The following is a 13,644-nucleotide window of genomic DNA, read 5'->3' as shown; positions in this document are numbered from 1 at the left end:
GTGGTCTTCGCGCTGCACCACCTCTCCGCGCAGGAGCAGTGGGACTGGGTCCACCGGGGTGACGCCACCGTCGTCGAACTCGTCGAGCACGCGCTCGGCCGGATCGCCGAGCTCGACCCCCGGCTCGGCGCGTTCGCCCGCGTCGACGGCGACCGGGCGCGCGAGCGGGCCGCCGCGCTCGACGCGACAGGGCCCGGCGCCGCGCCGCTCGCCGGGGTGCCGACCGCCGAGAAGGAGCTCGCGCGGCGCGCGGGGACCCGCTCCGGTTCCGGGTCGCGACTCCTCGCGGACGCCTTCGCCACCCGATCCGACCGGATCGTCGACGCGCTCGACGCGACCGGCGCCGTGTCGCTCGGCGCGACGACCTCGCCCGAGTTCGGGCTGACCGGGTTCAGCGAGCCCGCCGGGCGCGCGCCGGTCAGGAACCCCTGGGACGTGTCGCTCGGCGCCGGCGGCTCGAGCGGCGGCGCCGCCGCGGCCGTCGCTGCTGGGCTCGTGGCCTTCGCGGTCGGCAGCGACGGGGGCGGCTCGGTGCGCATCCCCGCGGCGAGCTGCGGGGTGGTCGGGCTGAAGCCGACCCGCGGCCTGGTGCCGGCGCAGGGCGGGCAGGACTCCTTCGCGGGCCTCGTCTCGGCGGGGCCGATCGCCCGCACCGTCGCCGACGCCGCCATGGTGCTCGACGCGCTCGCCGACCCGACCGGGCGCCGGCGGCGGCCCGTCTTCGCGACCGCGCCGCCGACGGACCGCGACGCCGGGCCGCTGCTCGGCGCCGCGATCCGCGGCGAGGGCCGCTTCTCGGTCGGCGTGCTCCGCAGCAGCGTGTGGGACGACGCCGTCGACATCCGCATCGACCCCGAGTGCGCAGGCGCGCTCGACCGCGCCGTGGCGGCGATCGCCGACCTCGACCACGGCCTCGAGGAGGTCGCGCTGCCGGGGGAGCGGTACCCCGAGCTGTTCCGGGTGCTCTGGCAGGCCTCCGCGGCGGCCATCCCGGCGTCGACGCCGGAGGAGCTCGCCCTGCTCGAGCCCTACACGCGTGCCGTGCTCGAGCGCGGGCGCGCGCTGCCGGTCCCGACGGTGCTGGAGGCGCTCGCCGCGGCCGCGGCCTTCGAGCGGCGGACGATCGCCGCGTTCGACCCGTTCGACGTGGTGCTGACGCCGGCGCTCGCGCTGCCGCCGATGCCGCTCGGATGGTTCACGTTCGACCCGGACCCCGACGTCGTGTTCGACCGGCAGGTGCAGGCTGCCCCGTTCTCGTCGTTCGTGAACGTCGCGGGGCTGCCCGCTGTCACCGTGCCCGTCGGAGCGACCGACACCGGCCGTCCCGCGGGCGTGCAGCTGATCGGCCGGCCGGGCGGCGAGGCCGCGATGCTGTCGCTCGCGCGGCAGCTGGAGCGTCGGTTCGGCTGGCCGCACCGGCACCCGCCGGCGTTCTGGTGACCGGCGTCAGCCCCGCAGCGGCGCACCTCGCCGTCGCAGCGACGTGAGCAGCGCCTGCTGCCGCTCCCGCAGCCCGGCCAGCACCCCGGTGAGTCGCTGGAACGTCGCCGCGGACACCGAGCCGAGCCCGCCGCCCGGCAGCAGCAGCCGGCGCAGCCGCGCCCGCGGCACGTACGCCTCCACCGCGTCCCCCAGCTCGAACAGGTCGGCGGCGACCTCGTCGCGGTCGCGGCCGCGGGCCCGCCACTGCATGCAGTACGCGACCGCCCGCACGATCCGCTGCACGGTGGCGACGTCCGGCTCCCGCGGCGGCAGGAGCGCGGGCGCGTCCCCCGTGCCGATGCCCGGCACCACGAGGTCGACGAGCGCGAGCGGGACCCGGTTGCTGTCCTCGATCCGCGGCAGCGACGCGAGCACCTCCCGCGTGCCGATCGCCGCCACCGGGATGCGCCAGAAGCGGGACGCGGTGACGAGACCCGTCGAGAAGCAGCCGAGCACGAGCTGCGGCCGCTCCCGCTCGTAGAGCACCTCGGCCGGCCCGGTCTCCTCCGACACCGCGAACGCGACGCCGCGCTGCTCGGCTCGCCGGGCGAGGGCCGCGGCGTAGAGGGGCGGGGCGCTCGGATGCGGCTTGTAGACGACGCGCCGCAGCCCCTGCGCCGCGGCGGCGTCGATGCACCGGCCGTAGAGCTCGGCCTCCCGCTCCGTCGTGGTGAGACCGAGCTCGGCGAGGTACTGACCGAGCAGCAGCGCGTAGGGCTCGACGTCCGCCTTCGCCGGCCCGGCGAGCCCGGCGACGACCGCCCGGAACGCGTCGCCCGGCACGAGCTCGGCGGGCACGTCGTGCTCGCTGAGCAGGATCGGGGCGAGCCCCTCGACGAGGTCGAGATGCAGCACTCGCTCGATCCGCGCCCACATGCGGGGGTTGAGCGGGTCGCGCGTGGGCCCGTAGCTCATGAGCCCCTCCGCGTAGACCGTCACGGGAGCGTCCGCGAAGACGTTGAGGATGGTGCGCGCCGGTGGCACGTGCACCGACTCGAGCGCGAGCTCGACCCGCGCGTCCTGCGGGATGCCCAGCTCGCGCCGGAACGCGCGCTCGAACAGCGGGACCTCCTCGGCGCGCGGCCGGAACGCCTTCGGGTGCAGCGGGGCGATGAGGTCGTTGAACGACACCACCCGGTCGAAGCGCGGCAGCAGCGGCGCGAGCAGGGGATCGTCGTCGAGCCGGCGCGCCACCTCGGGCACCGGCGAGTTCGCCGACACGAGCAGCACGCGCTCGTCCGCGGGCGGGAAGGCGCCCGCGTCGATCGCGGCGGCGAGCACGAGCACCTGGTACGCCGCCGACGCCTCGAAGAGCTGCACGATCCGCGTCACGACAGCGCCCGGAGGATCCGTGCCCGGCCGGGCGGCAGCGCGGCGACCGCCTCGGTGACGAGCGGCTGCGGCAGCGATCGGATCGTCGTCCGTGCGCGCCGCCGGAACGCCCGGTGCACGTGCGGGTGCAGCCGCTCCCGCGACGCCTCGTGGTGGGCGATGAGGCCGAGGTACGACCGCACCCACTTCGGCTCGAACGCGGCGAAGTGCTCGCTCGCGCCGAGCTCCTCGCCGATCAGGTCGAAGGCGTCGAAGAAGTGCAGCTGCCGCTCGTCCCCGATCGCGGTGAGCGAGCCGGGGACGCCGCGCCGGTAGAAGTACCCCTGGAGCCCCACCACGGCGTAGCTGCGGGCGTAGAGGTGCAGCCGCCACGCCATGAGCCGGTCCTCGGCCGTCTTCAGGCGAGGGTCCACCGTGAGCAGCCCGTCCCGCGACAGGCGGCGGTCGTAGACCGCCGACCACGCGTACGGGTAGTCGACCATCGTCGTGCGGTCCGGGCGCGTGCCGATGCCGTCGTGCGGATGCAGGCGCTCGCCGCGCCGCGTCTCCGGCGCGATGTGCGGCATCCGCTTCGTCCCCATGGACTGCACGTGGTCGACCCGCACGAAGTCGACGCCGAGGGCCTCGATCGCATCCGCGAGACGCGAGGCGTATCGCGGCGCGTACCAGTCGTCCGCGTCGAGGTAGGTGACGAAGCGGCCGGTGGCCGCGGCGGTGCCCGTGTTCCGGGCGCCCGCGAGCCCGAGCGCGTCGGGGTTCGTGAGCACCACGGCCCGACCGGCCGGCGGGACGAAGCCGGCGAGCAGGGCCGCCGTCTCGTCCCGCGACCCGTCGTCGACGAGGATCCACTCGACGTCGTCCGCCGCGTTCGCGCGCATGCTCGCGAAGGTCGTGGGCAGGTGCTGCGCCGCGTCGTGGCACGGCACCACCACCGACAGCCTCATCGACACCGCCTCAGCCGTCGACGCGGCGGAGCTTCGACAGCGGCGCGAGCTCGCCGGGGAAGACGCGCTTCACGCCGTCGCCCCGTGCGGTGCCGATGATGCGGATGTCGCGCACGAGGCTCATGAGGCCGTGCGGCTCGAGCGACGCGGCATGGTCGCTGCCCCACATCGCGCGGTCGAGCGTGATGTGCCGCTCGACGGCGACGGCGCCCATGGCGACCGCGGCGATCGAGATCTGCAGCCCCGGCTCGTGGCCCGAGTAGCCCACCGGCACGCCGTAGCGCTCCTTCAGCGTGTCGAGCATGAGGAGGTTCGCCTCCTCCGGCGGCAGCGGGTAGGTCGAGGTCGCGTGGAGCATGAGCAGCCGGTCGGCCCCCAGGATCTCGACCGCCCTGTCGATCTGCTCGATCGTCGACATGCCCGTCGAGAGGATCACCGGCTTGCCGGTGGCCGCGACGCGACGCAGCAGCCCGGTGTCGGTCACCGACGCCGAGGCGATCTTGTGCGCGACGACGTCCATCTCCTCGAGGAAGTCGACGGCCGGCTCGTCCCACGGCGAGGCGAACCAGTCGAGGCCCCGGCTGTCGGCGTAGGCACCGATCTCGGCGTACTGCTCGCGCTCGAACTCGACGCGGTAGCGGTACTCGAGGTACGTCATCGTGCCCCACGGCGTCTCCCGCGGGACGTCCTTCATGTGCTCCGGCGTCGAGATGTCCGGGGTGCGCTTCTGGAACTTCACCGCCTGGACGCCGGCGACGGCGGCGACGTCGATGAGCCGCTTCGCGATGTCGACGTCGCCGTTGTGGTTGAGGCCGATCTCGCCGATGACGTAGACGGGCTCGCCCTCGCCGACGACGTGCCGGCCGATCCGGAGGGTGTTCGTCATTCGCTGGTGTTCCTTCCTTCGGTCGCGGCGAGCACGAGCTCGGCCGCCTCGCGGACGGCCCCGTGGCCGCCCCGCCTGGTGAGGACGAGCCGCGCGGCCGCGCGCACCGCAGGGTGCGCGTCGGCGACCGCGATCGGCCAGCCCACGATCTGCAGCGCGGGGAGGTCGTTCACGTCGTTGCCGACGTACGCCACCCGCGACGGGTCCGTCCCCGTCTCCGCGCACCACCGCCGGACCGCGGCGGCCTTGTCCTCGACGCCGTGCAGCACCGGGACGCGCAGCTTCGCCGCCCGGGCCGCGACGACGGCGTTCCGCTCCTTCGACAGGATGAGCACCGGGACGCCGGCGGCGAGCAGGCGCTCCACGCCGAGGCCGTCCGACCGGCTCACCCGCACGCTCTCGGTGCCGTCGGTCGAGACCGTCGCCGTGTCGTCGGTGTGCACGCCGTCGAAGTCGGTGATGAGCGCGTCGACGTCGACCGCGGCGGGACGGGGATCGAGCAGCGGCGCGAGGCCGCGCGCCAGCCCGAGCTGCTCGGACGAGTCGATCTCGAGCGCCCGCGACTCGGCGACGACCTCGAGGGCGGTGCGGCCGAAGAACCGGTGCCGGTGCTCCCGGAAGCCCGCCGTCCGCAGCACGTAGAACGCGCCGGTCTCCTGGAAGTGGGGCTCGCGCTCCTGACGACGGGGGCGGGCGGCCGCGTCGTGGTTCACGGCGACGGCGAGGCCCCGCTCGTCGGCGCGCCAGAGGAAGGCGTAGGTCTCGAACGCGGCGAGCACGCTGTCCGCGTCGCGCGCGAGCACCCGCTCGACCGCGCGGCGCAGGGCGGCGGGCTCGAGGAACGGCGACGTCGCCTGCAGGAAGGCCAGCGCCTCGGGCCGCACGCCCTCCGCCTCGAGCGCGTCGAGCGCGTGGAGCAGCGCCGACTCCGACGACGCGGTGTCGCCGGCGAGGTCGGCCGGCCGCTCGATCACCCCGGCGCCCGCGGCCCGGGCGGCCGCGGCGATGCCCGCGTCGTCGGTGCTGACGCGCACGTCGGCGACACCCGCGGCGAGCGCCGCGGCGACCGCACGGGCGACGAGCGGCACCCCGCCCACCCGGGCGAGGTTCTTGCCGGGGACGCCCTTCGAGCCGCCGCGGGCAGGGATGACGGCGACCACCCGGTCGGACGGGAACGCGCTCAACGGTCGTTCCCCGTCCCGTAACCCGATGTTCGCGTGCTCTGACCACCGGTGGCGTGTCGACCGCCGGCGTGCGCCTCGAGCGCGGCGATCCGGTGCTCGTAGAACGCGACCGCGGCGAGGCGGACGGCCTCCACGTCCGGCGCGATCCGCTCGACGCCGGCGGGCGCCTGCGCGAGCGCGCCGACGTGCGCGGCGAGCAGCGCGTGGTCGCGCTCCAGCTCGGCGACCCGCGTCCGGAGCGACCGCACCTCGGCCACCAGCCGGGCGCCGCCGCGCACCGCGAGCAGGCCCGCCTCCACCCGCTCCGCGAGGCGCGGGCGCCGCACCCGGAGCACGTTCCAGCGGCCCCGCGCCCATCGCGTGGAGGCGCTCACGGGAGCACCTCGATCGCGCCCTCGGCGCGCCAGCGGGTGAGCAGCGCCCCCTCGCGGTCGAGCCGGTGCTCCGGCGTCACGCTCACCGCCGGGCCCCAGTGGTGGCCGAGGGTGCGCACCGCGCCGCGGGGGCCGTCGACGAGGCTCGTACCGGTGAGCAGCAGGCGGGCATGCGGGAACAGTCGACGCAGCAGGTGAACGGCGAGTGTCCCGGTCGTCGGCCACGAGACCGACCTGCGGCGGTACCCGAGGGCTCTCCGTAACGGGTCGGTGAACTCCCGGTTGCCGATCGGCACGAGCTCGAGGTCGAGCGGCCACCAGGCCGGGCGGGCCTCGGGCTCCCAGTGGTCGCGGCCCGGCTCGGCGAGGAGGTACAGGCGCTCGCGGTGCCGCGCGAACGTGTCCGGCCCGGCCGAGACGCCGCGATGCAGCACGACGACATCGGTCCGGCGCCCCACCGCGGGCGCGTCCCGGTCGAGCGCGAACGTCGTCATCCGCACGACGAGGTCGCTGCCGTCGATCGCCTCGGCGCGCGCGGCCGAGGGCGGGAGCGGCGCGTTGCCGACGACCGTGACGAGGGCCGGCTCGCCGCCACCGAGGCGGGCGGTGAGCAGCGCGTGGAGCAGCGCGGCCTGGTCGGGGAGCGCGGGTGGGAGCGGCATGGCCGCGGATCGTAGGGGGAGCAGGTAACCGGCGGGCCCTAGCATCCGCTCGCCCGAACCAGCACCCAGGAGGCCCCGATGCCCCAAGCCCTGCTCGTCGCCGACTTCGACTCCGCGCTGAAGTACGCCGGCCGGCTCGCCGATGCGCTCGCCGCGCAGGGCGCCGCGGTGCGCATCGCCACCCCGACGACGGTCGTCCCGACCCGGCTCGGGGCGGAACAGATCCGCACGGCGACCGACCGCGAGGTCGAGTTCCGCACGTGGCCGCAGCTCCTCGCCGCGGCGCGGGCCGCCGACGTGGTCGTCCCCGTCTCGGACGGGCCCACGGTGCAGCGGTTCGTGCGCGACGTGCACGGGTGGACGGCGAGCCGCCTGCCGGTCTTCGGCGCGGGCTACGTGGGGATGGCGCTCTACGACCTCGTCGGCGGCTACCTCATGCGCTCGCTCGCCGACGTCCTCGCGGTGAGCTCCCGCTCCGACCTCGCGGCGTTCGAGACGGCCGGGGAGGCGCTCGGTCTCCCGACCGCGAACCTGCTGCTCACCGGCCTCGCGCTGCTGCCCGCCGCTCCTGCACCGCCGCGGAGCGGCCCGATCCGCACGGTGGTCTTCGCCGACCAGCCCACCGTGCCGGCGCGGTCGCACGAGCGGATCCACATCTGGGACCGCCTGCTCGAGCACGCGCAGCGGCACCCCGACCGGCGCGTGCTGCTGCGGCCGCGGCACCGCGCCGGCGAGCGGACCTTCCACCGGATGGGGCTCTCGCCGGAGCGCTGGGCGGCGACGCGGCGGCTGCCGGAGAACCTCCGGATCGACCACACGCCGATCGTCGACCTGCTGCCCGGCACCGACCTGCTGCTCACGGTCTCGTCGACCGCGGCGCTCGAGGCGATCGCGGCCGGCTGCCGCGTCGCGTTCGTCGACGACGTGCTCGGCGACGCGGCCCTCAACCCGCCGCTGCTGCCGTCGGGGCTCCTGCGGCGCTTCGACGAGATCGACGCCGACGCGATCGGCACACCGCGGGAGGCGTGGCTCGACGACGTGTTCCCCGCACGGACGGGCCCGGCGCCCGCCGAGCGCTTCGCCGCCCGGCTGCTCGAGGTCGCTGCGGACCCGGCGCTGCGGACGCACGAGACGGCCTGGTCGAGCGCCTTCCACGCCGGACGCCGCGAGACCGACCGCCGCCTCGCCGCGCTCGGCGCGGACCGGCCGCTCCGGCCGCGGCGTGTGGCCGCGGCGGTGCTGCGGCGCGGCCTGCGCGTGCTCGAGGGCTGACGTTCACCAGATCGTCGCCTTCCCGGCACCGGCGGTCCGTCCCGCCGCCCTAGCGTCCCCCACGATGGAACCCACCCGTCTTCTCGCGACCCCGGCGCCGGCCGAGGAGCCCGTCGCGCCCGCCGACCCGCCCCGCTGGCAGCGCGTCCACGACGTCGTCGGACCGCTCGCGGATCGTCGCGTGCCGCCGGCGCTCTACGTCAGCGGCGCCCTGCCCGGCGCGGTCCGCGCGACCCCGACCGGGCGGCGGCACGACGCCGTCGTGCCCGCGGGAGGCGCGGCGTCGTTCGGGAGCTACTTCAACGCCTTCCCGGCGGCCTACTGGGCCGACGCCGTGGGGAGCCGCTCGGTACGGCTCGACCTGACCGTCGACGCCCCGGCCGTGGTGACGGTGCGCCGGAAGGAGCGGGACGCGGACACGGTCGTGACCGAGCGCATGCTCGAGGCGGGGGAGCAGGCCGCGATCGAGGTCGCGATCGACGCGTGCCGCGAGGGCGGCACCGTCTGGTTCGAGCTGCACGCCGGGCCCCGGCAGGTCCGCCTGGTCGACGCCGCCTGGAGCGTCCGCGAGGCGCCGCGACGCGAGCCGGGCCTCGTCGTGGGCATGCCGACGATCGGCCGCGCCGAGGCCATCGCCCTGAACCTCGCCCGCATCGCCTCCGCACCCGCGCTCGTCGCGGTCCTCCGCCGCGCGATCGTCGTCGACCAGGGGGCCGATCCGCTCGACGCGGACGCGGTCCGCACCGCCCTGCCCGCGGTCACGACCGTGCTGCGGCAGGCGAACCTCGGAGGCTCCGGCGGGTACTCGCGGGTCCTGCACGAGGCGAGGTCGACCGACGCCGCGGGCACCGTCACCCTGCTCGACGACGACATCGAGGTGGAGCCCGCCTCGCTGCTGCGCGCCTACGAGTTCGGGCTGCGCACGGCGGCCCCGTCCATCGTCGGCCTGCAGATGCTCGACGCGGCCGTGCCCGGAGTCCTCGAGTGCGGCGCCGAGCGGGTCGCGCGCCGCACCTTCTGGTGGCACGCGGCGGACGACCGGCTGCCTGGCGCCGACCTCGCCCGGGTGCCGGCGGTCGAGCAGCCCGGCCTGCAGCGGCGCACCGACGCCGACTTCGCCGGCTGGTGGGCCTGCCAGCTGCCGCTCGAGGCGGTGCGTCGCCTCGGCTACGCGCTGCCGTTCTTCCTGAAGTGGGACGACGCGGAGTACGGCCTGCGCGCCGCGGCGGCGGGGGTGCCCACGGTGAGCCTCCCCGGTGCCGCGGTGTGGCACGAGACGTGGCGCACGAAGGACGACTCGCGCTCGTGGCCCGCGTTCTTCCACGCCCGCAACCGGCTCATCGCCGCGCTGCTGCACGGCGGTCGGGGGACGTGCACCGGCGTGCTCGGCGCCAGCCTCGCGCTCGACCTGAAGCAGGCCCTCGCCATGCAGCACTACGCGGTGCAGCGCCGTCACGACGGGCTCCGCGCGGTGCTCGAAGGCCCCGAGGCGCTCTTCCCGTCGCTCGCGACGACCCTGCCGCAGCTGCTCGCCCTCGCCGCGGGCGCACCGGAGCAGCGCCGCCACCGGCCCGACGACCTGCCGGCGGCGCCGGACGCGCCGGTCACCCCGCTCGCGCCGCTCGCCGCGCCGCGCGGGACGCGGCTCGCCCTCTGGGCGGCCGTCGCGACGGCGCGGCACCTGCTCGTGCCCGCCGCGCGCGACACCGCCCCGACCGCTCGGCTCTCGCCCGCGCGCGGCACCTGGTGGGTCGTGCCTGCGCACGACAACGTGCTCGTGCCGACGGGCGACGGGGCGGCCTACTACTGGCACCGTCGCGACCGCCGCGGGTTCGCCGCGGCGCTCGCCGAGTCGGTGCTGCTCCACGCGGGGCTCGCCCTGCGGTGGCGCGCGCTGGAACGCCGCTACCGCCTCGCGGCGCCGGGTCTCGCTGCGCCGGAGGCCTGGGCGGGCGTCTTCGCCGCCGCCGCGGAGTAGGGCCCGCGGCGGATCAGCTCGTGAGGGCCACGGCGAGGGCCGCGAGCGCGACCGTGAGCGGCGCCGCGAGGAGGCCGAGGGCCGCGAACCGCCACCACGACACGTGCACCCCGAGGGCCTGCAGCCGTGCATGCCAGAGCAGCGTCGCGAGCGACGCCCACGGCAGCACGAGCGGCCCCGCGTTCACCGCCACGAGCAGCGTCACGAGGCGCGCGGGGGATGCCGCGACGGGCTCGAGGGCGAGGTAGGCGGGCAGGTTGTCGGCGAGGTTCGCGGTCACGGTGCCGACGCCCGCGAGCCGGAGCAGCGCGGGGGCGCCGTCGCCGGTGCCGGCCGCGGCCGAGAGCAGCGCCGTGAGCCCGAGGCGCCCCGCCGCGGTCACGGCGAGGAACAGCCCGCAGACGAACACGACGAGCGGCAGGGGCAGCACCCCGAGCCGGAGCGCCGTCGGGCGCCGCACCGCGAACGCGACGACGAGGACGACCGCGGCGACCGTCGCGGGCACCCAGACCGGGATCCCGAGCACCGGGTCGCCGATCGCGAGCGCCGGCACGAGCAGCGCCACGACGACCGAGGCGACCGTGAAGAGCGGTCGATCGGCGACCGGACGCACGGCCGGCGGCTCGTAGCGGTGCGCGAGCGCGCGCCGATAGGTGATGCCGAGGATCGCGACCGGCACGAGCACCGCGACGAGCGCCGGGAGCGCCGCGTGCGCGACGTAGGCGCCCCCGGAGAGCCCCGGTCCCGCCTCGGCGAGCAGGTTCGTGAGGTTCGAGACGGGGAGCAGCAGCGAGCCCGCGTTCGCGAGCCACACGGTCGTCATCGCGAACGGCAGGGGCGGCAGCCCCACCCGCTTCGCGAGCGGCACGACGACCGGGGTGAGCAGCACCGCGGTCGTGTCGAGCGAGAGGAACACGGTCGAGGCGACCGCGACGAGCACGAGCAGCGCCCAGAGCAGCCCGCCCCGGCCGCGTCCCGCGCGCGCCGTCGCGTCGGCGAGCCGGTCGAAGACGCCCGCCGCGCTCGCGAGCGCCGCGACGACGGTGATCGCGACGACGAAGCCGAGCACCGGCACGACGCGGTCGCCGAGCGCGAGCGCCTGCGCGACCGGCAGCAGCCCGCTCGCGACCGCGACGAGCCCGAGGAGGAGCAGACCGCCCCCGACGCCGGCCAGCACCACGGCGGCGGCCCTAGCGGAGGGCCGGTACGGCGCTCAGCGCAGCCCCGCCCGGACCTCGCTCGCGGACCACAGCGCCCGCTCGAGCCCGGCGTCGCCCGCCTGCGGTGACGTCGGCCCGGGAGCCGTGAGCCGGGAGAAGTAGTTGCCCGACGGTGCCGGCACCTCGGGCGCGCTCGCGAGCCGAACGAGGGGGGCCGCGCCCTGCTCCGGGCTGAGCGCCACGGCCTTGACGAGCATGGTCCAGGGCGCGAAGCCGCCGAAGCGCGTCGCGACGACCCCGGGATGGAACGCGTACGTCGACACCGCGGTGCCCGAGAGGCGCCGCGCGAGCCCGCGCGTGAACAGGATGTTCGCGAGCTTGCTGCGCCCGTACGCCCGGAAGCCCTGCATCCAGGGTCCGCGCCGGGTGTCGAGGTCGTCCATCCGGATCCGCGCGCCGATGTTCGCGGCGCTCGAGGTCTGCACCACGCGCACCGACATCGGCGGCGCCGACGCCGCGGTCTCCGTGAGTCGCGGCAGCAGCAGGTGCGTGAGGAGGAAGCCGGCGAGGTGGTTGCGCTGGAACGTCTCGTCGAAGCCGTCCACCGTCTCCGCGCGGGGGCCGATGCCGCCCGCGTTGTTCGCGAGCACGTGGATCTCGGGCAGGTCGGCGAGCAGCCGGCCGGCGAGCGCCCGCACGTCGGCGAGGCGCGAGAAGTCGGCGAGGTAGGCGCGGCCGCCGATCTGCTCGGCCACCTCGCGCGTGCGCTGCTCGCTGCGGCCGACGACGGCGACCGTGGCACCAAGCGCGGCGAGCTCGACGGCTGCGGCCCGGCCGATGCCGGAGCTGCCGCCCGTGACGACGACGGTGCGGCCCTCCATGCGGCCGGGATCGGGCAGCGAGACGCTCATGCGCGGCCGTCCGTCTCGAGCAGGCGCAGCCAGACCTCGCTGACCGTCGGGTACGACGGCACCGCGTGCCAGAGCCGCTGGATCGGCACCTCGCCGACCACGGCGACCGTGGCGGACTGCAGCAGCTCACCGACCTCCGGCCCCACGAAGGTGGCGCCGACGATGACGTCGCGCTCGTCGTCGATCACGATCTTCGCCCGGCCGGTGTACGACTCGTCGTAGATCTTCGCCCCGGCGACGGACCCGATGTCGTACTCGGCGGTCCGGACCCTGAGCCCCGCCTTCCGGGCGGACGCCTCGGTGTGCCCGACGGACGCCACCTCGGGGTCGGTGAACGTCACCTGCGGCACGGCGCCGTGGTCGGCGGTGGCGACGTGGCGACCCCACGGCTCGGTGTCGAGCGCGTCGCCGTTCGCGCGCGCGGCGATCACCCGGCCCGCCGCCCTGGCCTGGTACTTGCCCTCGTGCGTGAGCAGCGCACGGTGGTTCACGTCGCCGACCGCGTACAGCCACGGGTCGCCGTCGTTCGTCGGCGCGTCGACGAGCATCGTGTCGTCGACGTCGAGCCAGCTCCCGTCCTCGAGGCCGACGGAGGCGAGGCCGAGGTCGTGGGTGCGCGGCGTGCGGCCCGTCGCGACGAGCACGGCGTCGGCCTGCACGGCCCCGTCGCCGGTCGTCACCTCGACGCCCGCGTCGGTGCGGCGGGCGGCGGTCACCTCCACCCCCGTGCGGACGTCGACGCCGGACTCCGCGAGCGCGGCGCTCACGAGCTCGCTCGCGAACGGCTCCATGCCGGTGAGGACGCGGTCGCCGCGGACGAGCATCGTCACCTCGGCGCCGAGGGAGCGGTACGCGGTCGCCATCTCGGATGCGACGACGCCGCCGCCGATCACGACGAGGCGGCCCGGCACCTCGGTGGCGCCGGTGGCCTCGCGGGAGGTCCAGGGCTCCAGCTCGCGGAGCCCCGGGACGGGGGGCAGCACCGGCGCCGAGCCGACGCACACCGCGACCGCCCGACGGGCCTCGAGGTCGACGACGGTGCCGTCGATCGCCGTGACCTGCACCGCGCGCGGGCCGGTGAGCCGGGCGGTGCCGCGGACGAGGTCGATCCCGGTGGACGCGAGCCAGGCGACCTGGCCGCCGTCGTCGTAGTCGTCGACGATCGCATCGCGCTTCGCGAGCACATGGGCCGGGTCGAGCGCGCCGGTGACGGCCTCGCGGGCGCCGGACACGTGGCGCGCGGCGCGGAGCGCCGCCTCGGGCCGCAGCAGCGCCTTGCTCGGCATGCAGGCCCAGTAGGAGCACTCGCCGCCGACCAGCTCGGACTCGACGATCACGGTGGAGAGGCCGCCGCGGTGGGCGTAGTCGGCGACGTTCTCACCGACCGCCCCGGCGCCGATCACGATGAGGTCGTACGTCTCGGTCATGGACGGAGGCTAATGAGGCCGCCCCGCGCCTG

12 protein-coding genes are annotated in these 13,644 nt (G+C 76.3%); 3 read left to right on the top strand and 9 right to left on the bottom strand.

Annotated features, from left to right (window positions below; genetic code table 11):
- Nucleotides 1–1,440, top strand: coding sequence for an amidase (locus QDR37_RS14850; protein WP_279714557.1), 1,440 nt, complete (start codon nucleotides 1–3; stop codon nucleotides 1,438–1,440).
- 6 nt (nucleotides 1,441–1,446) lie between these two features.
- On the opposite strand, the gene QDR37_RS14845 is transcribed toward QDR37_RS14850, so the two are convergent.
- From QDR37_RS14845 to QDR37_RS14820, 6 genes are read right to left on the bottom strand one after another with little or no spacing between them, the layout of a single operon-like run.
- Nucleotides 1,447–2,814 carry a polysialyltransferase family glycosyltransferase gene (locus QDR37_RS14845; RefSeq protein WP_279714556.1) on the bottom strand — a complete coding sequence of 456 codons (1,368 nt, stop codon included), beginning with the start codon at nucleotides 2,812–2,814 and terminating at the stop codon, nucleotides 1,447–1,449.
- Nucleotides 2,811–3,758, bottom strand: coding sequence for a glycosyltransferase family 2 protein (locus tag QDR37_RS14840; protein WP_279714555.1), 948 nt, complete (start codon nucleotides 3,756–3,758; stop codon nucleotides 2,811–2,813). Before QDR37_RS14840 ends, QDR37_RS14845 begins: the two co-directional genes overlap by 4 nt.
- Nucleotides 3,759–3,768: 10 nt before the next feature.
- Complete coding sequence (locus QDR37_RS14835) at nucleotides 3,769–4,644, bottom strand: N-acetylneuraminate synthase family protein (RefSeq protein WP_279714554.1); 876 nt, start codon at nucleotides 4,642–4,644, stop codon at nucleotides 3,769–3,771.
- Nucleotides 4,641–5,828, bottom strand: coding sequence for an acylneuraminate cytidylyltransferase (locus tag QDR37_RS14830; RefSeq protein ID WP_279714553.1), 1,188 nt, complete (start codon nucleotides 5,826–5,828; stop codon nucleotides 4,641–4,643). The genes QDR37_RS14835 and QDR37_RS14830 overlap by 4 nt, the downstream gene beginning before the upstream one ends.
- On the bottom strand, nucleotides 5,825–6,202 hold the full coding sequence (locus QDR37_RS14825; protein WP_279714552.1) for a hypothetical protein: 378 nt from the start codon (nucleotides 6,200–6,202) through the stop codon (nucleotides 5,825–5,827). Before QDR37_RS14825 ends, QDR37_RS14830 begins: the two co-directional genes overlap by 4 nt.
- Entirely contained in the window at nucleotides 6,199–6,864 is a 666-nt protein-coding gene (locus QDR37_RS14820) for a hypothetical protein (protein ID WP_279714551.1), read from the bottom strand. Before QDR37_RS14820 ends, QDR37_RS14825 begins: the two co-directional genes overlap by 4 nt.
- Nucleotides 6,865–6,942: 78 nt before the next feature.
- Between QDR37_RS14820 and QDR37_RS14815 the strand changes: the two genes are divergently transcribed.
- Together QDR37_RS14815 and QDR37_RS14810 are read left to right on the top strand one after the other, a co-directional pair.
- Nucleotides 6,943–8,136, top strand: coding sequence for a DUF6716 putative glycosyltransferase (locus QDR37_RS14815; protein ID WP_279714550.1), 1,194 nt, complete (start codon nucleotides 6,943–6,945; stop codon nucleotides 8,134–8,136).
- Nucleotides 8,137–8,200: 64 nt separating this feature from the next.
- Entirely contained in the window at nucleotides 8,201–10,114 is a 1,914-nt protein-coding gene (locus QDR37_RS14810) for a glycosyltransferase (protein ID WP_279714549.1), read from the top strand.
- Nucleotides 10,115–10,127: 13 nt separating this feature from the next.
- On the opposite strand, the gene QDR37_RS14805 is transcribed toward QDR37_RS14810, so the two are convergent.
- Genes QDR37_RS14805 through QDR37_RS14795 form a run of 3 tightly spaced genes read right to left on the bottom strand, consistent with a single transcriptional unit; the run spans nucleotide 10,128 to nucleotide 13,612 of the window.
- Nucleotides 10,128–11,294 (bottom strand): SLC13 family permease, encoded by a 1,167-nt coding sequence (locus tag QDR37_RS14805; protein ID WP_279714548.1) that lies wholly within the window; start codon nucleotides 11,292–11,294, stop codon nucleotides 10,128–10,130.
- Between the two features lie 33 nt (nucleotides 11,295–11,327).
- The gene (locus tag QDR37_RS14800) at nucleotides 11,328–12,185 is read right to left on the bottom strand and encodes an SDR family NAD(P)-dependent oxidoreductase (RefSeq protein ID WP_279714547.1); all 858 of its coding nucleotides are present in this window, start codon (nucleotides 12,183–12,185) and stop codon (nucleotides 11,328–11,330) included.
- On the bottom strand, nucleotides 12,182–13,612 hold the full coding sequence (locus tag QDR37_RS14795) for an NAD(P)/FAD-dependent oxidoreductase (protein WP_279714546.1): 1,431 nt from the start codon (nucleotides 13,610–13,612) through the stop codon (nucleotides 12,182–12,184). Before QDR37_RS14795 ends, QDR37_RS14800 begins: the two co-directional genes overlap by 4 nt.
- Nucleotides 13,613–13,644 lie beyond the last annotated feature (32 nt).

The organism is Amnibacterium sp. CER49 (assembly GCF_029846255.1).
Taxonomy (GTDB): domain Bacteria; phylum Actinomycetota; class Actinomycetes; order Actinomycetales; family Microbacteriaceae; genus Amnibacterium.
This window is presented reverse-complemented; position numbering and strand designations above follow the sequence as displayed.